At 67.4% G+C, this 18,878-nt stretch carries 17 protein-coding genes; 7 read left to right on the top strand and 10 right to left on the bottom strand.

Features of this window, described 5'->3' with window-relative positions; genetic code table 11:
* Positions 1–169: 169 nt before the first annotated feature.
* Positions 170–2,431 carry a polyribonucleotide nucleotidyltransferase gene (locus ABV606_RS10215; protein WP_353987633.1) on the bottom strand — a complete coding sequence of 754 codons (2,262 nt, stop codon included), beginning with the start codon at positions 2,429–2,431 and terminating at the stop codon, positions 170–172.
* Positions 2,432–2,918: 487 nt separating this feature from the next.
* Between ABV606_RS10215 and ABV606_RS10210 the strand changes: the two genes are divergently transcribed.
* Positions 2,919–3,125, top strand: a complete 207-nt coding sequence (locus tag ABV606_RS10210; RefSeq protein ID WP_281489498.1) for a dodecin family protein — start codon at positions 2,919–2,921, stop codon at positions 3,123–3,125.
* A 115-nt stretch (positions 3,126–3,240) separates the two neighbouring features.
* Here the strand turns inward: ABV606_RS10210 and ABV606_RS10205 are convergent, their stop codons facing one another.
* Together ABV606_RS10205 and ABV606_RS10200 are read right to left on the bottom strand one after the other, a co-directional pair.
* Positions 3,241–3,873, bottom strand: coding sequence for an FMN reductase (locus ABV606_RS10205; protein ID WP_281489497.1), 633 nt, complete (start codon positions 3,871–3,873; stop codon positions 3,241–3,243).
* Positions 3,874–3,899: 26 nt separating this feature from the next.
* Positions 3,900–5,027 (bottom strand): LLM class flavin-dependent oxidoreductase, encoded by a 1,128-nt coding sequence (locus tag ABV606_RS10200; RefSeq protein WP_353988816.1) that lies wholly within the window; start codon positions 5,025–5,027, stop codon positions 3,900–3,902.
* A gap of 290 nt (positions 5,028–5,317) precedes the next feature.
* Between ABV606_RS10200 and ABV606_RS10195 the strand changes: the two genes are divergently transcribed.
* The gene (locus tag ABV606_RS10195) at positions 5,318–6,487 is read left to right on the top strand and encodes a hypothetical protein (protein WP_281489557.1); all 1,170 of its coding nucleotides are present in this window, start codon (positions 5,318–5,320) and stop codon (positions 6,485–6,487) included.
* A 145-nt stretch (positions 6,488–6,632) separates the two neighbouring features.
* Here the strand turns inward: ABV606_RS10195 and rpsO are convergent, their stop codons facing one another.
* Positions 6,633–6,902 (bottom strand): 30S ribosomal protein S15, encoded by a 270-nt coding sequence (gene rpsO, locus ABV606_RS10190; protein ID WP_281489496.1) that lies wholly within the window; start codon positions 6,900–6,902, stop codon positions 6,633–6,635.
* A 216-nt stretch (positions 6,903–7,118) separates the two neighbouring features.
* Between rpsO and ABV606_RS10185 the strand changes: the two genes are divergently transcribed.
* Positions 7,119–8,018, top strand: coding sequence for an SDR family oxidoreductase (locus ABV606_RS10185; protein WP_353987631.1), 900 nt, complete (start codon positions 7,119–7,121; stop codon positions 8,016–8,018).
* 71 nt (positions 8,019–8,089) lie between these two features.
* Complete coding sequence (locus tag ABV606_RS10180; RefSeq protein WP_353987630.1) at positions 8,090–8,881, top strand: SDR family NAD(P)-dependent oxidoreductase; 792 nt, start codon at positions 8,090–8,092, stop codon at positions 8,879–8,881.
* 320 nt (positions 8,882–9,201) lie between these two features.
* Here ABV606_RS10180 and ABV606_RS10175 read toward each other — a convergent pair whose 3' ends face one another.
* The 3 genes from ABV606_RS10175 to ABV606_RS10165 form a co-directional block, all read right to left on the bottom strand.
* Positions 9,202–10,116 (bottom strand): NADP-dependent oxidoreductase, encoded by a 915-nt coding sequence (locus ABV606_RS10175; RefSeq protein WP_353987629.1) that lies wholly within the window; start codon positions 10,114–10,116, stop codon positions 9,202–9,204.
* Positions 10,117–10,162: 46 nt separating this feature from the next.
* Positions 10,163–12,355 carry a HelD family protein gene (locus ABV606_RS10170; RefSeq protein ID WP_353987627.1) on the bottom strand — a complete coding sequence of 731 codons (2,193 nt, stop codon included), beginning with the start codon at positions 12,353–12,355 and terminating at the stop codon, positions 10,163–10,165.
* Positions 12,356–12,574: 219 nt separating this feature from the next.
* A complete protein-coding gene (locus ABV606_RS10165; RefSeq protein ID WP_353987626.1) occupies positions 12,575–13,771 on the bottom strand; it encodes a PrsW family intramembrane metalloprotease in 1,197 nt (398 codons plus the stop codon).
* Between the two features lie 40 nt (positions 13,772–13,811).
* On the opposite strand from ABV606_RS10165, the gene ABV606_RS10160 reads away from it, so the two are divergent.
* The 3 genes from ABV606_RS10160 to ABV606_RS10150 all read left to right on the top strand — a co-directional run bounded on the left by ABV606_RS10160 (position 13,812) and on the right by ABV606_RS10150 (position 15,536).
* A complete protein-coding gene (locus tag ABV606_RS10160; protein WP_281489490.1) occupies positions 13,812–14,297 on the top strand; it encodes a DUF6328 family protein in 486 nt (161 codons plus the stop codon).
* Positions 14,298–14,343: 46 nt separating this feature from the next.
* Positions 14,344–15,228, top strand: coding sequence for a non-homologous end-joining DNA ligase (ligD, locus tag ABV606_RS10155; RefSeq protein ID WP_353987624.1), 885 nt, complete (start codon positions 14,344–14,346; stop codon positions 15,226–15,228).
* A gap of 149 nt (positions 15,229–15,377) precedes the next feature.
* Entirely contained in the window at positions 15,378–15,536 is a 159-nt protein-coding gene (locus ABV606_RS10150; protein WP_281489489.1) for a hypothetical protein, read from the top strand.
* 161 nt (positions 15,537–15,697) lie between these two features.
* Here ABV606_RS10150 and ABV606_RS10145 read toward each other — a convergent pair whose 3' ends face one another.
* The 3 genes from ABV606_RS10145 to ABV606_RS10135 form a co-directional block, all read right to left on the bottom strand.
* The gene (locus ABV606_RS10145; RefSeq protein ID WP_281489488.1) at positions 15,698–17,242 is read right to left on the bottom strand and encodes an aspartate ammonia-lyase; all 1,545 of its coding nucleotides are present in this window, start codon (positions 17,240–17,242) and stop codon (positions 15,698–15,700) included.
* Positions 17,243–17,437: 195 nt separating this feature from the next.
* Entirely contained in the window at positions 17,438–17,629 is a 192-nt protein-coding gene (locus ABV606_RS10140; protein ID WP_281489487.1) for a hypothetical protein, read from the bottom strand.
* On the bottom strand, positions 17,626–18,774 hold the full coding sequence (locus ABV606_RS10135; RefSeq protein ID WP_353987621.1) for an inorganic phosphate transporter: 1,149 nt from the start codon (positions 18,772–18,774) through the stop codon (positions 17,626–17,628). Before ABV606_RS10135 ends, ABV606_RS10140 begins: the two co-directional genes overlap by 4 nt.
* Positions 18,775–18,878 lie beyond the last annotated feature (104 nt).

The raw sequence follows: 18,878 nt of genomic DNA, 5'->3' as shown, positions 1-18,878 counted from the left end.
CTCGAGGTTGAGACTCGCGACACGCCGACGGACCGCGGATCGGCACTCGCATCCGGGAGATCGCCGAGGACTGTCCGCATGGGCGAGGGCCCGCTCCCGGAAGGGGAACGGGCCCTCGTGCCCTCGGAGCCTGCGGCTCAGCGAGCCGCGCTGGGGCTGGCGGTCAGCTTCACTCAGCCGCCGCGGGCTGCGCCGCGTCGGAAGAGGCGGCATCCGCCTCGTCGTTCAGCACCGGGGCGAGCGAGAGCTTGCCGCGGTCGTCGACCTTGGTGATCTCGACAAGGATCTTCTGGCCGACGCCGAGCACGTCTTCGACGTTCTCGACGCGCTTGCCGCCGGCGAGCTTGCGCACCTCGGAGATGTGCAGCAGGCCGTCCTTGCCGGGAAGCAGCGAGACGAACGCGCCGAAGGTCGCGATCTTCACGACCGTGCCGAGGAACTGCTCGCCGACCTCGGGGTTCGTCGGGTTGGCGATGGCGTTCACCTGGGCACGGGCCGCCTCGGCAGAGGGGCCGTCGGTGGCGCCGATATACACGGTGCCGTCTTCCTCGATCGAGATCTCGGCGCCGGTCTCGTCCTGGATGGCGTTGATGGTCTTGCCCTTGGGGCCGATCAGCTCGCCGATCTTGTCGACCGGGATCTGCACGCTGATGACGCGCGGCGCGGTCGGCGCCATCTCGTCAGGCGCGTCGATCGCCTGGTTGATGACGTTGAGGATCGCAGTACGAGCCTGCTTCGCCTGGGTCAGCGCGCCGGCCAGAACCGAAGCCGGGATGCCGTCGAGCTTGGTGTCGAGCTGGATCGCCGTGATGAAGTCGTTCGTGCCGGCGACCTTGAAGTCCATGTCACCGAGCGCGTCTTCGGCACCGAGGATGTCGGTGAGCGCGGCGTAGCGCGTCTCGCCGTCGACCTCGTCAGTGACCAGACCCATCGCGATGCCGGCGACCGGAGCCTTGAGCGGCACACCGGCGTTCAGCAGCGACAGCGTCGAGGCGCAGACGGAGCCCATCGAGGTCGAGCCGTTCGAGCTCAGCGCCTCGGAGACCTGACGAATCGCGTACGGGAACTCCTCGCGGCTGGGCAGCACGGGCACGATCGCGCGCTCGGCGAGGAAGCCGTGGCCGATCTCGCGACGCTTCGGGCTGCCGACACGGCCGGTCTCTCCGGTCGAGTAGGGCGGGAAGTTGTAGTGGTGCAGGTAGCGCTTGTGCGTGACCGGGCTCAGCGAGTCGATCTGCTGCTCCATCTTCAGCATGTTCAGCGTCGTGACGCCGAGGATCTGCGTCTCACCGCGCTGGAAGATCGCGCTGCCGTGCACGCGGGGAATGACCTGCACTTCGGCGTCGAGCGCACGGATGTCGGCGAGCCCGCGGCCGTCGATGCGCACGCCTTCCGACAGGATGCGGCCGCGCACGACCTTCTTGGTGACCGACTTGTAGGCGGCACTCACCTGCGCATTGGCCGACTCGGGCAGCTCGCCCGCCTGGACCTTGGCGGCCACGGCATCCTTCACGCGCGCCTTGAGCTCGTCGTCAGAGTTCTGCCGGGTCTGCTTGTCGGCGATCTGGTAGATCTCGCGGAGTTCGGCCTCGGCCAGCTGCTCGACTGCGGCGTACACCTCATCGGCGTACGGCAGGAACACCGGGTACTCCTGCACAGCCTTCGCGCTCTGGGCCGCAAGCTCCTCCTGCGCCTTGACGAGCTGCTTGATGAACGGCTTCGCGGCCTCGAGGCCCTCGGCCACGACATCCTCGTCGGGCCGCTTCGCGCCCGCCTGGATGAGGTTCCAGCTGCCCTCGGTCGCTTCAGCCTCGACCATCATGATCGCGACGTCTTCGTTGCCGTTCTTGTCGGTGACGACTCGACCCGCGACGACGAGGTCGAATACCGCCTCGGCAAGCTGGGAGTGCTTCGGGAACGCGACCCACTGGTCGCCGATGAGGGCGAGCCGCACACCCGCGATCGGGCCGCTGAAGGGCAGGCCCGAGATCTGCGTCGAGGCGGAGGCCGCGTTGATGGCCAGCGCGTCGTAGAACTCGTCGGGCGCGATGCTCAGCACCGTGATGACGATCTGCACCTCGTTGCGCAGACCCTCGACGAACGAGGGGCGCAGCGGGCGGTCGATGAGCCGGCAGACGAGGATCGCCTCGGTCGAGGGGCGGCCCTCACGACGGAAGAACGAGCCGGGGATCTTGCCCGCGGCGTACGAGCGCTCCTCGACGTCGACCGTCAGCGGGAAGAAGTCGAAGTTCTCCTTGGGCTGCTTGCTGGCGCTGGTCGCGCTCAGCAGCATGGTGTCTTCGTCGAGGTACGCGGCGACTGCGCCCTGCGCCTGCTGCGCAAGACGGCCGGCCTCGAACCGGACCGTGCGGGTGCCGAACTTGCCGTTGTCGAGCACGGCCTCGGCGAACTTGATCTCGGGACCTTCCATCGAGGTCTCTCTCCTTTGCTTGCCGCGCGCCTGCGCGGCATCTTCCGGCCGCGCCCGGACGGGCACGGCGACGAACGCGGGAGCAGGAGCGGGCAGGAAGGGACTCGACGGATCGATTCGAAGAATCAGGTCGCCGGGTGTCTGCTCTGGTCAACAGTAGAAACGCTCGGTACCCGGATGCCGCAGCATCCGCACCGCCCATCACCACCGTGGACCAGCTTCGAGCCGGCCTGCTCCGGTGAGGCTCACCGCCTTGGCGGATGAACCTCGAGCTCGTTATTGAGTTGTGGCGCCTCGGACGAGCCGCCGGTCGCCCGTTCGAACGGGAGCGACCGTCGCGATTCTAGCACCGAGGGTTCCGACGAGCGGGAGCACGACTCGCGTCAGTAGCGTGCAGCATGCCCGAGCGCAAGCCTGGTCAGCCGCTCGGGGCGGGCGTTGACTGTTGAAGGGGGCAAGCGAACCGGGGGCCGAGCAAGGAGGAACCATGTCAAGCATCGCCCGTGTCACAACCATTACCAGCCGGTCGACCGTGAGCTTCGAGGACGCCGTCCGCAGCGGGATCGAGCGCGCGAATGAGACCTTGCGGAATATCGAGGGCGCGTGGGTCAAGGACCACACGGTGAAGATCTCGGATGGCGTCATCACCTCGTGGCAAGTCGTGCTGGAGGTCACGTTCGTGCTCGACTCCTGAGCACGGACGAACTCCGATCCGCCGAGCGGCGGACGGGGGCGGCCGCCGAGCACCTGTGCAGCTCGGCGGCCGTTCCCATGCGAGGCGTCCGAAGTGCGGCCGAGTTCCCTCGGCCTCAGTTGGGCTGGAAGCCGCCGACCGGGCTCAGCACCGAATCGAATCCGAAAGGATCGCGCGGCGCGGACGAACGCTCCGACGCCTCGACGAGAGGCGCCAGCTCGCCAGCGGCGCGGGCGATGCGATCGGTGAGGGCGCTCTGCCCTCCGGCGCCCGCCTCACCCCAGTCGTCGGTCGCGGCGAACACTCCGGTTGGCAGGACGATCGCGCGCAGGTAGCTGAACAGCGGGCGAAGCGCGTGGTCGAGCACCAGCGAGTGCCTGGCCGTGCCCGCAGTGGCACCGATGAGCACCGGCATCCCGGCGAGCGAGGCTGGATCGAGCACATCGAAGAACGACTTGAACAGCCCGCTGTAGCTCGCGCTGAAGACGGGGCTCACCACGATGAGGCCGTCAGCGCCGGTCACGTCTGCGATGACCGCCTCGAGCTTCTCGCTCGGGAAGCCAGTGAGCATGTTGTTCGTGATGTCGCTCGCGATGTCGCGGAGCTCATGCGTGGATGTCTCCACCTCCACGCCCCGCTCTCGCAGGACGTCGGCGCTTTCCAGCGCGAGTCGATCGGCGAGCATGCGGGTCGACGATGGTTTGCCGAGGCCGGCAGAGATGACGGCGATTCGTTTGGGGGTGTTCATTCGCGGGTCTCCTTCGCTCACGTCGCTCACTCTGCGGATGCGGCCGTCGTGACGCCCGCGCTCGCGTCGACCTGCTCGGCCTTGAGCGCCGCCTGCACGCGAGCGGCGTGAGTGGGTGCGTCGGGCACGTGCGAGGGCCGGTTCTTGGCGAACTCCCTGCGCAGCACCGGCACGACCTCTTCGCCCAGGATGTCGAGCTGCTCGAGCACCGTCTTCAACGGAAGACCCGCGTGGTCCATCAGGAACAGCTGCCGCTGGTAGTCGCCGACGTAGTCGCGGAACCCGAGCGTGCGGTCGATCACCTGCTGGGGGCTGCCGACGGTCAACGGTGTCTGGGCGGTGAACTCCTCGAGGCTCGGCCCGTGACCGTACACCGGGGCATTGTCGAAGTAGGGGCGGAACTCGCGCACCGCGTCTTGAGAGTTCTTGCGCATGAACACCTGGCCGCCGAGACCGACGATCGCCTGGTCAGCCGTGCCGTGGCCGTAGTGCTCGAAGCGCTGCCGGTAGAACCCGACCATCTTGGCGGTGTGCGAAGCGGGCCAGAAGATGTGGTTCGCGAAGAAGCCGTCGCCGTAGTAGGCGGCCTGCTCTGCGATCTCGGGACTGCGGATGCTGCCGTGCCAGACGAAGGGCGGAACGCCGTCGAGCGGGCGAGGCGTTGACTGGAAGCCCTGAAGCGGGGTGCGGAACTTGCCCTCCCAGTCGACGAACTCCTCACGCCAGAGGCGATAGAGCAGTCCATACTTCTCGATCGCGAGCGGGATGCCCTGCCGGATGTCTTCACCGAACCAGGGGTACACGGGGCCGGTGTTGCCGCGGCCCAGGGTGAGGTCCATGCGACCGCCCGAGAGATGCTGCAGCATCGCGTAGTCCTCGGCCAGCCGCACCGGGTCGTTGGTGGTGATCAGCGTGGTGGCCGTCGAGAGGATGATGCGTTCCGTCTTCGCCGCCAGCCAGCTGTTGATCGCGACCGGACTCGACGGGAAGAACGGCGGGTTGTGGTGCTCCCCCATCGCGAAGACGTCGAGGCCGACCGCTTCGGCGTGCTGGGCGATCGTGAGCAGGTTCTGCAACCGCTCGGTCTCCGTGGGCGTGATGCCGGTGGTGGGGTCCTGGGTGATGTCGCCCACGCTGAAAATGCCGAATTGCATGTGCATCGGTTCGTGCTCCTCACGCACCCTGGTGGCGCGATCGTCTGGTCGGTCCTGGTGAGATTCTATGCATTCGCATGAACATTAGGCCAAACAGCGACCTCCGCCTGAGTATTCCCACCGAGGCCCAAAAGGATGCGACGAGGGCGCTACCGGAGCGCGAAGCGGCGACGTAGCGTGAAGGCACTGGTCGCGATGCCGCGCCCTTCCTCGGACACCGCAGGGCCTCGCGACGCCCCGACAAAGGCGCGCCGATCCGGTACGCCGACAAGGAGGATCCATTGCTCCCAGTGCTTCCCTCAGCCGCCGATCTGCGCGACCTGACGAACCACCGAGACCAGCCTCTGGTCTCGATGTATCTGCCCAGTTCACCGATGCCCCGCGAGACCGACAATACGAGGGTGCTGTTCCGCAGCACGGTGGACCAGGCGAAGCGTCGGCTCGCGGCATCCGGTGTGGATAAGGATGTCGTCGAACAGATCATCGCGCCGCTCTCCGAGCTCGAATCGGACAGCGAGTTCTGGCGGCGGCAGGCGCATACGCTCGCGGTGTTCGCCGGAGCGGGCGTGCTGCGCGCATTCCGATTGGTGAACCGCCTGCCTGAGCGCCTATCGATCGGCGACCGCTTCGACATCGGCGCGCTACTGCGCGCGACCACCTTCGCCAATGCCGCCTACGTGCTCGCCCTCACCGAGGGCGATGTGCAGCTCTACGGCATCTCGCGGGAGGAACCCACTCGGAAGCTCGAGCTCGACCTGCCGGACGACCTTCACACGGTGCTCGAGATCGCCGTCAACGAGGGCAGGTTCGACCGCCAGCGCGCCCAGGGCGCCAATGGCGACCGCACGGAGCAGCAGCGCTTCGCCCGCATTGTGCAAGACGCTGTGCTCGAGCGGGTCAACGGCTCAGAGTTGCCGCTCATCCTCTCGGCGAGCCCGAAGTTCGAGTCGGCCTACCGCAGCGTCAATACCTACCCCCATCTGCTGGAGCGGAGCATCGAGCCGAACCCTGAGTCACTCACGGGAGCCGACCTCACCGAGCGAGCCAGGATCGTGCTCGATGAGTTGCACCGCCAGCAGCTCGAGGAATGGCGCCAACGATACGAGCAGTACCGCGACCGCGACTGCGCCACGGGAGACCTCGGCCATGTCGCAAAAGCGGCGGCGGCGGGCGCGGTCGAGGAGCTGATGTTCGACATCGAAGCCGTGGTCGAGGGTTGGATCGACAGCGACGGCGCCCTCCACGTCGATGAGGGTGCGGGCGAGAACGCTGAAGTCGGGGAGGACGCGAGCGAGCTCATGGTCACGGATGCCGGTGCGCACGGCGGTGCGCCGCGGCTGAGCGTGCTCGACGACATCGCATGCCGGGTGCTCCGCGCGAGCGGCCGCGTCATCGCGGCGCGCGCGGAAGACTTGCCGAACGGGTCACCGGTGGCCGCGATGCTCAGATACCCGTTCTGACGGCGCACTGGAGCTTGGAGCGACGGTCATCTCTGATCGTCGCCGCGAGGCCAGCGCCGGGTGCCGTCCCGGCATGCGGTCTCCGAGCCACCGAACGAAAAGAGGCCGTCGCCCGATGGGCGACGGCCTCTTCTTCAAGAAGGTGTCAGCGGCGCAGGCCGAGACGCTCGATCAAGCTGCGGTAGCGGTTGATGTCGACGTCGGCGAGGTAGCCGAGCAGACGACGACGCTGACCGACGAGCAGCAGCAGGCCACGACGCGAGTGGTGGTCGTGCTTGTGGTGCTTCAGGTGCTCGGTGAGGTCGGAAATGCGCTTGGACAGCACTGCGACCTGGACCTCAGGGGATCCGGTGTCACCGGGGTGGGTCGCGTACTCTTCGATGATCGCCTTCTTGGTCGCTGCATCCAGTGCCATAGGTGATCCCCTTCCTGCTTGTTGCGCGGCGCCGGCTCCCCGATGGAGTGGCTCTCTTTATCCGCGGCCGATCAAACGGCAACCCAGAGAGTTTAGCGCACTCGCCGCGCCTCCGGATCCGCTGTGCATCGGCATCCGCCGCCTTCTCGGTGCCACCAGAGCGGGCCACGGTGGGCTGTGACGTCCGAGCAAGAACCAGCACGCAAGGAGCAGACGATGGAGCAGTCGACGAATCAGCACCACGGCGGCAAAGACCCTCGCCACGCCTACTACGAAAGCGGCTTCGCAAAGCAGCAGCAGACGCCGCCCGGCTCGACCGAGGCGATGGATCCGCGTCCCGACCACGGTGAGGAGAGCTATCGCGGCAGCGGAATGCTGACAGGGCGCAGAGCGCTCATCACGGGCGGCGACTCCGGAATCGGACGAGCGGTCGCGATCGCATTCGCCCGAGAGGGAGCCGATGTTGCGATCTCTTACCTGCCCGACGAGCAGCGCGACGCCGAAGACACGGGTCGCCTCATCGAAGAAGCCGGTCGCACTGCCTTGCTGCTGCCCGGCGACCTGCAGGACGAGGCGTTCTGCTCCTCCATCGTGACGCAGACGGTGGAGCGTCTGGGCGGGCTCGACACCCTGGTGCTCAACGCCGGATACCAGCGCAATCGGGACGGGATCGACACGGTGCCGACCGCGGATTTCGAGCGAGTGATGCGAACGAATGTGTTCGCTCCCGTCTTCATGGTGCGCGAGGCGCTCAAGCATCTGCAACCCGGCGCCTCGATCATCGTGACGGCGTCGATTCAGGGATTCAACCCGAGCCCATCGATCTTCGACTACGCCATGACGAAGTTCGCGCTCGTGGGATTCACGAGGGTGATGGCGGAGGATCTCGGACCGAAGGGCATCCGCGTCAACGCCGTGGCACCCGGCCCTATCTGGACGCCGCTCATCCCCTCCACGGGGTGGGACGAGAAACTCGAATCCTTCGGTCAGGACACGCCACTCGGGCGCGCCGGCCAACCGGCCGAGCTCGCGGGCGCCTACGTGTACCTCGCGTCCGACCATGCGAGCTACACGAGCGGCGCGATCCTGCCGGTCACGGGCGGCAAACCGCTCTAGCCCAAGAGCGCAGACCGGTGCCGGAATCGACGCGGTCGTGGGCGTCATCAACGAGTCGGTAGCGTGATCGCATGGCGCTCCTCCGAAAGTCAGCGAGCCCGGGTTCGACACGGCCCGTGGCCCTGGTGACAGGCGCTAGTGCGGGCCTCGGCCTTGAATTCGCACGCCAACTCACTGATCGCGGCTTCGATGTCGTGCTCGTCGCACGGGACTCCTCGCGACTCGAAGCGGTCGCGGCGGAGCTGCGTGGCCGCGGCGGGCGACCGGAGGTGCTCGTCGCCGACCTCGCCTCGCGCGACGGAGTTGACGCCGTTGCACAGCGGCTCCAAGCATCCGACCGTCCAGTGGAGGTGCTGGTCAACAACGCCGGCATGGGCGTGCGAGGAGCGTTCGACCGCACATCGCTCGGCGACCAGCAAGCGCTGCTCGACCTGCTCGTCACGGCGCCCATGCGACTCTCGCATGCCGCGCTGGGCGCCATGCTGCCCACCCGCCACGGCACGATCATCAATGTCGCGAGCATCGCGGGACTCACGCCCCGCGACAGCTACGGTGCCGCCAAGGCCTGGGTCATCAGCTTCAGCCGCTGGGCGCACGTCGAGTATCGCCGCGCCGGCGTCACGGTCACGGTGGTGCAGCCCGGTTTCGTCCGCACCGAGTTCCACGAGCGCATGCGCGTGCGCGACGACACTGTGCCGCGGTGGCTCTGGCTGAAGGCCGACCGGGTGGTGCGTGCCGCATTGCGGGCCGCGGATGCCGGGCGGATGACGTGCACGCCATCGCTGCGGTACAAGGCCGTGGCCGCGCTCGTCAGAGTATTGCCGGCCCGGCTCAGCGCTGCCGGCTCACTGCACCCCCGCTGAACGCGGTTCACCTAGGGGATCTGGCTGCGGTCAGGTGTTGGGGCGTGATTCGCGAGACGTGATCCCGGCTTCAGAAGCGGCCTGGCGAGCCGACCCGGGACCTCCACCGTGAGCCGCGTGAACCGCGAAGCGGGGGCCGATTCCGGCCCCCGCCCCAGGTCAGCGCTCCCGTCCCCCTGAACGCTGTGACCGCCCCCCAGCGGATCTGTGAGTGTCACGCTACTCAGCTTCACCCACGCCACTGACCCCCATTTCGAGGGCCAGAGAACATGGCGTGTCTCGTTTGGAATGCGCCCGACGCGTGGTTCTTCACTCGCGGGTCAGGCCAAGGTCGGCACGATGACAACCTTGCCCCGAGCGTGGCGCGAGTCGAGCCGGCGATACGCGGCCTGAGCGTCATCGAGCCCATGCGCTGAGTCGATGCGCAGAGTCAGCTGCCCGTCGGCGACCTGGTGGGCGAGTAGCTCAAGCCCTGCAGGATCAGCGCGCTGCTGCCCGACACCGCGCACACCGAGGGCCTGAGCGTCTGCGGCGATGGTGTTGATCCGGGCAGCATCCACGCCGAGAGCCAGCGCAGCACGGACGGTCTCCTCGCCCGCGTGGTCGAACACCACGTCGATGTCGTCGGCCGTCTCGAGCAGGCGCTCGGCGAGCCCTGGGCCGTAGGCGATCGGAAGGATTCCGAGCTCCTCGAGATACTCGACGTTGCCGGCGCTCGCGGTGCCGATCACACGCGCCCCGGCGAGCATCGCGAGCTGAGCGACCATGGAGCCCACTCCCCCGGCAGCCGCGCTGACCAGCGCCGTCATCCCAGGCGTGACCTGCTGCGATGCGACGATGTCCAGCGCCGTCTGTCCGACCGATGCAAGCCCGCCGGCACGAGGCCAGTCGAGCTCTGCCGGCTTTCGCGCGATCGAGGTCGCGGGGGCGATCGCGAAGTCCGCCACCCCGCCGAGCCGCACCAGGCCGAACACCTCGTCTCCGGGCGAGAAGCCTGTGACGTCCTCACCGACTGCATCGACCACGCCGGCGGCCTCGAACCCGATGCCGGACGGCAGCGATTTCGGGAGCGACGGCAGGAACTCCCCTCGCCGCACCTTCGAGTCAGCCGGGTTGAGGCCCGCGGCCTCGACCCGAATGCGCACCTGCGAGCGGCCCACTGCGGGAAGCTCCACCTCATCGAGGGCGAGCACCTCCGGTCCGCCGTACTCGTGGAACCGCACTGCTCTCGGCATCCGTCGGCCTCCGATCCACTCGGGGTGCGACTCGCCCGCGCTCACCTCAGAGGGGCGATGTCTCTTCCGAGACTATCCGGAGCCGTTGCGTCGGGCGCGTCATCGCGACATACAGTGACGCGGCGCCGCGCGTGCTCGCCCGGAGGATGCGTCGAGGCTCGGCGAGAACGACCGCGTCGAACTCGAGGCCCTTCGCCGCAGCGGGTGTCAGCACGGCGATCGGATGCTGGAGCGACTCGGTATCGGGCGCGACCAGCGGTCCGAACCTTGCGCGCAGGGCCGAATGCAACTCCGCGAGCAGCGACTCGTCGGCGATCACCGCCAAAGTCCCCGCCGAGTCAATGGCGCGGTCTGCTGCTACCGCATCGAGCACCGATTCGACGAGCGGGCCGGTGCTGCGGAGCACCTCGTGCTCAGCGTCGCGAACCGCGCGAGACGGCGTCACGGGCAGGCCCTGGGCTGTGGCGAAACGGTCCGCGAGCTCGATGATCTGGCGTGGCGTGCGGTAGTTCACGGTCAGCTGCTCGACGCGGAAGTCGTCGGTGAGCGAGCGCAGTGCGGTGCGCCAATCGGATGCCGCGGCGGCCGACGCCGCCTGCGCGATATCGCCGACGATCGTGAAGCTCCGCATGGGGCATCGCCGCTTGAGCATCCGCCATTGCATGGGCGAGAGTTCCTGCGCCTCATCGACAACGATGTGCCCGTAGGTCCAGGTGCGGTCGACCAGCGCCCGTTCCGCGGCGGTCATCCGGGCAGGCGCGTCGGCGAAGCCCTCGGCGAGCGCCTCAGCAGACACGCGACCCTCGACGCCCATGTTGCGGATGGCCTGCTCCGCGTTCTCGAGGTCGCGTCGGCGCTGCTCTTCAGCGGCTCGCCGCTCGGCTCCCGCTTTGACGTCGGCTTCACCCAGGAGTTCGGCCGCTTCATCGAGCAACGCGATATCGGAGATGGTGAGTTGGGATCCGCGCGGCCGGCGCAGCAGCGCGCGCTTCTCCGGCGACCAGCGCTGCGTGATGCTCGCCAGCCAGTTCGGGCGCGCGTAGAGGTCTTCGATCAGCTTCAAGGGTGTGAGCGGCAACCACGCCGTGTTGAGCACCACCTTCACATCGTGCGCGGTGCGCAGGTCTTCGAAGAGCAGCGGCATGTCGCCCTCGTCGACGACGTTGCCTCGCGCTCGCAGTTGAGCCGCGAGCTGGTTCGCGAGGGCTTTGAGAGCCGCGATGTTGAACGTGACCCTGGCGACGTTATGCGGACGCCTGGTGGCCCATGCTTCGCGCATCGCCCGCTCGATCAGCTCCGGAGCGACCGTGAGCCGTTCGCCATTGACGTCGATGTCTTGCGGCTCGCGCGGCACGACCTGGCGGCTCTTGACAGCCCTACGGAGCAGGTCTGCCATCTCGTGCGAGCCCTTCAGCGCAGCGACTTCGGGCGCATCGTCATGCCGCGCTTCGATACCCGGGTAGAGCTGACCCACGCTCGAGAGCACGACGCCCGTCTCGCCGAGCGACGGCAGCACCTGCTCGATGTAGCTCAGGAAGCTGCGCGACGGTCCGACGATGAGAACACCGCTGCGGGCGAGTCGTTCCCGGTGCTCGTAGAGCAGATAGGCGGCGCGATGGAGCGCAACGGCCGTCTTGCCTGTGCCTGGTCCGCCCTGCACGACAAGCACGCCGCGATCCGCGCTTCGGATGATGCGGTCCTGCTCCGCCTGGATGGTCGCGACGATGTCGTGCATGCGACCAGTGCGCTGCGCCGTCAAGGCAGCAAGCAGCGCCGAATCGCCTCCGGCGGTCTCGTCGAGCAGGTCTTCGTCGAAGACATCGTCGGTGATCGATTGAACTGTGCGGCCCTTCAACATGAGATGCCGGCGCGCCCGCATGCCGAGCGGATGAGCGGCGGTCGCCTGGTAGAAGGCGCTGGCCTGCGGCGCTCTCCAGTCGAGCAGCACGGGCTCGCGGTCATCGTCGCGCAGGCCGATGCGGCCGATATAGCGTTCAGCGCCAGACTCAGTTGTCAGCTTGCCGAAGGCCAGCCGCTCATCGACCTCGCGCAACTGCGCGATGCGGTCGCCATAGACCCTCGCGAACGCGTCGCGTTCCGAGCGGTGCTGATGCGTGCCGCCGGGAGTCTGCCTGAGCACTTCCGACAGGGCGTTCTCGGCCTCGTTGCGCACCGCATCGAGGCGCTGGTACAGGGCTGCGACGTAGTCGCGTTCGCGCTCGAGTTCGCGGTTGGTCACACACACCTCGGTTTCGGGAAGGACGACAATTCTATCGGCATCCGGGCCCCTGTCAGCGGTTCGTCTGTTTCAGAAAACCCTTGCCAAACCGCACGGGATCGCACATGATTTAGATACCAACTCGACCCCGGGAGATTCGCAGGCAGTGCCGCGAACACCGGGGTTGAGTGCTGTCTGGGCTGAGTGCCAGCGGGTCAGTGCCGAGTGAGCGGTGTCGGGTCAGCGCCGGTAGGCCGGCGCCTGCAATGCGCGGCGTGACGCCACGACAGCCCGGAGGAGCATCGCCTCGCGCTGCCTGAGTGCCTTCGTGTCGCCCTCGGCGAGCAGTCGCTGGCGCGTGAACGCGAGCTTGGTCGAGTACCCGATGTAGTCCTTCATCTGGCGCGCCAGCCCGTACCCGCTGGCCCAGGTCTGCGCGCGTCGACGGCCCGCCGGCGTTGCGAGCACCACGATCTCGGCCGGATTGAACCATCCGGCATCCGCGTACTCGGAGAGACGGGCGAGGGTCACATTGCGCTCCTGCTTGCGCAGATAGAGCACGAGCCCTACGCCGATGAGGAACAGGGGAACCTGCACCAGGGCGTAGTAGCCGAAGAAGTCCCAGACGAAGTAGAGCGCACCGTTCCAGAAGGCGTGCAGCAGCACCGCGGGCACGAGTCCGACGAGGAAGCCCCCGATTCCGCTCAGGATGCTTCTCGACTTGCTGGCGGCGAAGCCGATGGCGAACCCGGCGAGCGCGGTGAACATCACGTGCGCGAATGGAGACATGAAGCCGCGCATGAAGAACGTAGCGGCGACATCGGCAAGGCCGTCGCCCTCGACCATGACGACACCGAAGTACTGGATGTTCTCGGTGAAGGCGAACCCGGCCGCCGTGAGCGCCGCGTACACGACCCCATCGACGGGGCCGTCGAAGTGGCGGCGGGCGAACACGAACACCAGCAGCACGCCGAGGCCCTTCGCGACCTCTTCGACGATGGGCGCCTGCACGGTCGCCTGGAAGAACTCGAACCGGCCGTCGTCTCCTCCGATTCCGGCGATGACGTTCTGGACCTCGCTGTCGATCAGCAGAGCGATGAGCACTGAGACGCCTGCGCCCCAGAGGAAGGCGAACAGTTGTGCGAGCTTGGGCTCGGGCTCCCAGCGGTCGATCCAGCGCACCGCGAGCACCACGATCACGAGCGGGACGAGCGCCAGCAGGGACGCCGACATGAGGCCCGCGACGCCGAACACCGCGGCGAGATAGCTGAACACGATCAGCAGGGCCACCCCGCCGATGAGCACGCCGATGACACCGGCTGCGATGAGCCACGGGTGCGATTGCGGCCTCTGCGCGAGGACCGGTTGCGCGACCCCGTTGGCTCCCTGGCGCACGTCGAACGGCGCGCTGCGCACCGGTTCGACCGCGGGATCCACCCCTCCAGCGTAGTGATTTTCGTCCGGCTACTATCTGCCCATGGATGAGAGCCGGAGCCCACTGCCCCATGAGACCGAGCCCGAGCGCATCGACCGCAACTGGAACGAGATCCTGCAGGAGTTGCGCGTCACCCAGACCGGCACGCAGATCTTCGCCGGGTTCCTGCTCACCCTTGCCTTTCAACCCCGCTTCGCGGAACTCGACGCATTCGACCGGTATCTCTACTTGGGGGTACTGATCGCCGCGATTGCGAGCACGGTGCTCGCGCTCGCCCCTGTGAGCATGCACCGAGCGCTCTTCCGCCAGCGCGCCAAGCCGATGATCGTGAGATTCGCGAACTTCGCGCTGAAGACCGTGCTCGCGCTCATCTCCCTGGTGCTGATCGGGACGGTGCTGCTCGTCGTCGACTTGGTGACGAACCGCACAGCGGCGATGATCGCCGCGGGAGGAATGCTCCTTCTCGTGCTTGTCGCCTGGCTGCTGCTGCCCTGGATCACCAGGCTGCGGCGAGCGCAGCGCGACTGAGCGCCGCCGCCGGGCGCCGCGGTCGTGACCGACGTACTGTGTCGGCATGGCTGCGGCGCGCGAGCAGACCGTCGATGTCGACGGCAGATCTCTCCGGTTCACGAGTCTCGACAAAGTGCTGTACCCCTCCACCGGCACCACCAAGCGGGAGGTCCTCGAGTACCTCGAGGCGATCGCGCCGGTGATGCTGCCGCACCTTGTCGATCGGCCGGCGACCCGTAAGCGCTGGCCGCATGGCGTGGGCACCGCCGAGGCGCCGGGTGAATCGTTCTTCCAGAAGAACCTCGACCGTTCGACACCCGAGTGGGTTGCACGGGGCACGCAGCAGCACCAGGACCACAGCAACGACTATCCCCTGGTGAACGATCTGCCCACGCTGCTGTGGCTCGGGCAGATCGGCGCGCTCGAGGTGCATGTGCCGCAGTGGCGGTTCGGTGACCGGCATCCGCTCTCGCCCGATCGTCTCGTGCTGGATCTCGACCCGGGCGAGGGCGCCGACATCTCGCACTGCGTGATGGTCGCGAAACTGCTGCGGGAGCGACTGGCCGACCGGGGTTTCGATCCCTTCCCAGTCACGAGCGGCAGCAAGGGCATTCACCTCTATGCCGCCGCGGATGGCAGTCGCACGAGTGACGAACTCACCGACCTCGCGCACGAAGTGGCCGAGCAGTTGGAGGCCGAGCGACCAGACCTGGTGGTCTCCAACATCCGCAAGGCCAAGCGCGAGGGTCGGGTGTTCGTCGATTGGAGCCAGAATCGCGCGAGCAAGACGACCGTGTCGCCGTACTCGCTCCGTGGACGCGCGCGCCCTTGGGTCGCCGCGCCCCGCACTTGGGAGGAGCTCGACGACCCGGACCTCAAGCAGCTCGAGTTCCGCGAAGTGCTCGAGCGCGTCGAGCGAGAAGGCGACCTGCTCGCGAACCTCCCCTGACGCTCCGGTGCCGCACGGCGCGCGCCGTCGGCATCCGCGGCCGAACTGCTCGTGATCACCAACGCCGAGCGGATGCCGACGCCACACGCTCGGGGTAGCGTGCAGCTACGGCCGGCAGCCGCCGCCGTCGCATCGAGGAAGGTGAACACGTGAAGGAATACGACATCAGCGCCGACGAGCAGCGCGAGGTCGACCTCTCGGAGGAGCCGGCCGAGCCAACTGCTCCGCCCACTATCGACCCCGATGAGAAGATCGAGGCCGAAGAGCCGGAGGATGAGGGCGGCGATGACGACGCCCGACCGCTGTGACAGCGAACGGCGCCTGACGAAAACGAAAATGAACGCCCCGGAACCGCTTCTGGCGGTCCGGGGCGTTCGTGCGTGTCGGTGTGGCCGGTGACTGGAGACGGCCCCACCGACACGCAGCCTCAGCGCTGGAGATCCAGCGGTGAATGCCGCGACGCTGGTTCTCAGCGCTGCGCGTCGTCCTGAGGAAGATCGAGCACACCCGTCACGGGCATGATGCCGCTGAGCCGCTCGGGCTGGAGCACACGGGCGACCTCCTCGGCTTCCATCAAACCGGCTTCCACCACCAGGTCGGCGATCGAGGCGTTCGTGGTGAGCGCCTGGTTGGCGAGGGCCGCCGCCGCGGCGTAACCGATGTACGGGGTGAGCGCGGTGACGACGCCGACGCTCGACCCCACCTGCAGGGCGAGTCGATCGACGTTCGCGGTGATGCCGTCGACGCAGTTCAGGCGCAGCGTGTGGCACGCGTTCGCCATCCAGGCCAGAGACTGCATGATGCTCGCGGCGATCACCGGTTCGAAGGCGTTGAGCTGCAACTGGCCGGCCTCGGAGGCCGCGGTGACGGTCGCGTCGGCGCCGATGACCGAGAACGCCACCTGGTTCACCACCTCGGGGATCACCGGGTTGACCTTGCCCGGCATGATCGATGAGCCGGCCTGCATCTTGGGCAGGTTGATCTCACCAAGCCCCGCCTGCGGGCCGCTGGAGAGCAGACGCAGGTCGTTGCAGATCTTCGAGAGCTTCGCCGCCGAGCGCTTGAGCGTGCCGGAGAGCGTCATGAAGACGCCGGTGTCGCTCGTCGCCTCGACCAGGTCGGTCGCGGTCTTCACAGGCAGGCCCGTGATGTCGGCGAGGTGCTTGCGCACCGTCTCCGCATAACGCGGGTCGGCCGTGATGCCGGTGCCGATCGCCGTCGCGCCGAGGTTGAACTCGAGCAGGAACGGGATGACCTCGCGCAGGCGGTCGCGGTCCTCGGTGAGCGTGGTGGCGAAGCCGCGGAACTCCTGGCCGAGCGTCATGGGCACGGCATCCTGCAGCTGTGTGCGGCCGACCTTGAGCACACTGCGGAACTCTTCGCCCTTCGCGGCGAACGAGGCGATGAGCAGCTCGTGCTCGTGCAGCATCCGCTGCAGCGAGAAGATCATCGCGAGCTTGATCGCGGTCGGGTAGACGTCGTTGGTGCTCTGGCTGCGGTTGACGTCGTCGTTCGGGTTGAGGTACTGGTACTCGCCGCGGCCGTGGCCCATGAGCTCAAGTGCGCGGTTGGTGATGATCTCGTTGGCGCACATGTTGGTGCTGGTGCCCGCACCGCCCTGAATGACGCCGACGACGAACTGGTCGTGCAGGGCACCGCCGATGATCTCTTCACAGACCTGGTCGATGATGTCGGCCTTCGCAGGCTCGAGCACCCCGATCTCCTTGTTCGCGCGGGCGGCCGCCTGCTTCACCATGGCGAGCGCCTTGATGAGGTTGGGGTGGTTGCTGATGGCTCGACGCGTGATGGGGAAGTTCTGCAACGCGCGGGCGGTGTGGACGCCCCAGTACACATCGGCGGGGATCTGCAGCTCGCCGAGCGAGTCACGGTCGGTCCGAGTCGGCCCGGCCGGGTCGTGCAGCCGCTCGGTGGCGCGCTCGGGTCCGGTCGTCTTCACCAGGCTCTCATCAGGCTCCAGGGACGGCTCGTCGAAGGGCTGCGAGGCCGAGGTCATCAATGCGATCTCCTTTGACAGTGAAACCGGACGCAGTAGCGCGTCCCTCCACTCTGCCCCTTCGCCACCCGGGAGTCATTATCCACCCGGTACAAACGCCCCGGAGGGCGTTGTACGGACCGTATAGGGCTTCCGCAGCCGGGCAGCCGTTGTGCTGCTCGAGCGCTCGAAGGACCCGTCGGATGCCGCGAGCCGTCAGGCGTGCAGTGCCGGCACGATGAGGTAGATGCCGAAGAGCACAGCGGCTCCGCACAGCACCCAGCAGGTGCGCGCGAGCCACGGTCGGCGGGCTGCGTTGCGCACGCCGAGCGCGAAGAGCACGACCACGGCGCAGGCGCCCAGCAATGATGCCGCCGCGACCACGAAGAACGCAGCCCAATCGATCACCGCGCCTCCTCGACGATGTTCGCCTCGGGAACGGGCGAGACAGGCACCGGACGAAGGTTGACATTCTCGTGACCGACCGCGTTGCGTCGCGAGATGAGGTACATGGTGAGAATGAGCCCGACGCCCGCCAGAGCGTCGAGAACGATCCCGATCGTTCCCATTCTCGCCACGAGCTCGGCAAGCCCCGCCACGCAGGCGGAAGCGGGCAGCGTGATGAGCCACGCGATGGCGATCCGGCCCGCGACACGCCAGCGAACGGCTTTCCGGTCGCGTCCCAGACCCGAGCCGATCACAGAGCCGGACGCCACCTGAGTGGTGGAGAGCGCGAAACCCAGGTGCGACGAGGCCAGGATCGTTGCCGTGGTGGAGGCTTCAGCAGCGAAGCCCTGAGGTGGAGTCACCTGCGTGATCCCGGTGCCGAGCGTGCGGATGATGCGCCACCCGCCCGTGTAGGTGCCCAGCGCGATCGCCAGTGCGCAGGTGGCGATAACCCAGAACTCGGGCCCGGTACCGGCTGCTTGCGCGCCGGTGGCGATCAAGGTGAGCGTGATGACGCCCATCGTCTTCTGAGCGTCATTGGTGCCGTGTGCGAGCGCCACGAGCGATGAGGTGAAGATCTGTCCGCGCTTGTAGCCTTCCAGGCTGCCTCGTCCTGCCACACGGTAGGCGAGCTTGGTGGCGATGAACGCGATGACGCCGGCGATCACGGGCGCGAAGAACGCTGGGAGCACGATCTTCGAGAGCAGCACGCCTGCATCGATCGCGTGGAAGCCCACGCCCACGACCGCGGCGCCGATGAGGCCGCCGAACAGCGCGTGCGATGAGCTCGAGGGCAGCCCCAGCAGCCAGGTGATCATGTTCCAGACGATCGCGCCGATCAGTCCGGCGAAGATCATCTCAGGAGTGATGAGCACTCCCCCATCGCCTTCGCGGATGAGCCCGCCGGAGATCGTCTTCGCCACCTCGGTCGACAGGAACGCCCCGACGAGGTTGAGCACTGCCGCCAGCGCCACCGCGAGCTTCGGTTTGAGCGCCCCCGTGGCGATGGGCGTCGCCATTGCGTTGGCTGTGTCGTGGAAGCCGTTTGTGAAGTCGAAGAAGAGCGCCAGCCCGATGACCAGCACGACGACGAGGGAGAGTTCCACCGGGAACGATCATAAGAGCGTCGGGCGACCGAAGGATGCCGGAATCGATCTTCCTCGTTTCAAGCTGCCCCGACGTCGGCTCGCGTCGGTGTTGAGGCGTACCG

This window comes from Ruicaihuangia caeni (assembly GCF_040536845.1).
GTDB lineage: Bacteria > Actinomycetota > Actinomycetes > Actinomycetales > Microbacteriaceae > Ruicaihuangia > Ruicaihuangia caeni.
This window is presented reverse-complemented; position numbering and strand designations above follow the sequence as displayed.

What these genes read in the sequence shown, in the direction of transcription:
- ABV606_RS10210 (WP_281489498.1), top strand. Translation starts at nt 2,919, where the DNA reads ATGTCAAGCATCGCCCGTGTCACAACCATTACCAGCCGGTCGACCGTG.
- ABV606_RS10205 (WP_281489497.1), bottom strand. Translation starts at nt 3,873, where the DNA reads ATGAACACCCCCAAACGAATCGCCGTCATCTCTGCCGGCCTCGGCAAA.
- rpsO (WP_281489496.1), bottom strand. Translation starts at nt 6,902, where the DNA reads ATGGCACTGGATGCAGCGACCAAGAAGGCGATCATCGAAGAGTACGCG.
- ABV606_RS10215 (WP_353987633.1), bottom strand. Translation starts at nt 2,431, where the DNA reads ATGGAAGGTCCCGAGATCAAGTTCGCCGAGGCCGTGCTCGACAACGGC.
- ABV606_RS10160 (WP_281489490.1), top strand. Translation starts at nt 13,812, where the DNA reads ATGGATGAGAGCCGGAGCCCACTGCCCCATGAGACCGAGCCCGAGCGC.
- ligD (WP_353987624.1), top strand. Translation starts at nt 14,344, where the DNA reads ATGGCTGCGGCGCGCGAGCAGACCGTCGATGTCGACGGCAGATCTCTC.
- ABV606_RS10180 (WP_353987630.1), top strand. Translation starts at nt 8,090, where the DNA reads ATGGCGCTCCTCCGAAAGTCAGCGAGCCCGGGTTCGACACGGCCCGTG.
- ABV606_RS10185 (WP_353987631.1), top strand. Translation starts at nt 7,119, where the DNA reads ATGGAGCAGTCGACGAATCAGCACCACGGCGGCAAAGACCCTCGCCAC.
- ABV606_RS10175 (WP_353987629.1), bottom strand. Translation starts at nt 10,116, where the DNA reads ATGCCGAGAGCAGTGCGGTTCCACGAGTACGGCGGACCGGAGGTGCTC.
- ABV606_RS10145 (WP_281489488.1), bottom strand. Translation starts at nt 17,242, where the DNA reads ATGACCTCGGCCTCGCAGCCCTTCGACGAGCCGTCCCTGGAGCCTGAT.
- ABV606_RS10200 (WP_353988816.1), bottom strand. Translation starts at nt 5,027, where the DNA reads ATGCAATTCGGCATTTTCAGCGTGGGCGACATCACCCAGGACCCCACC.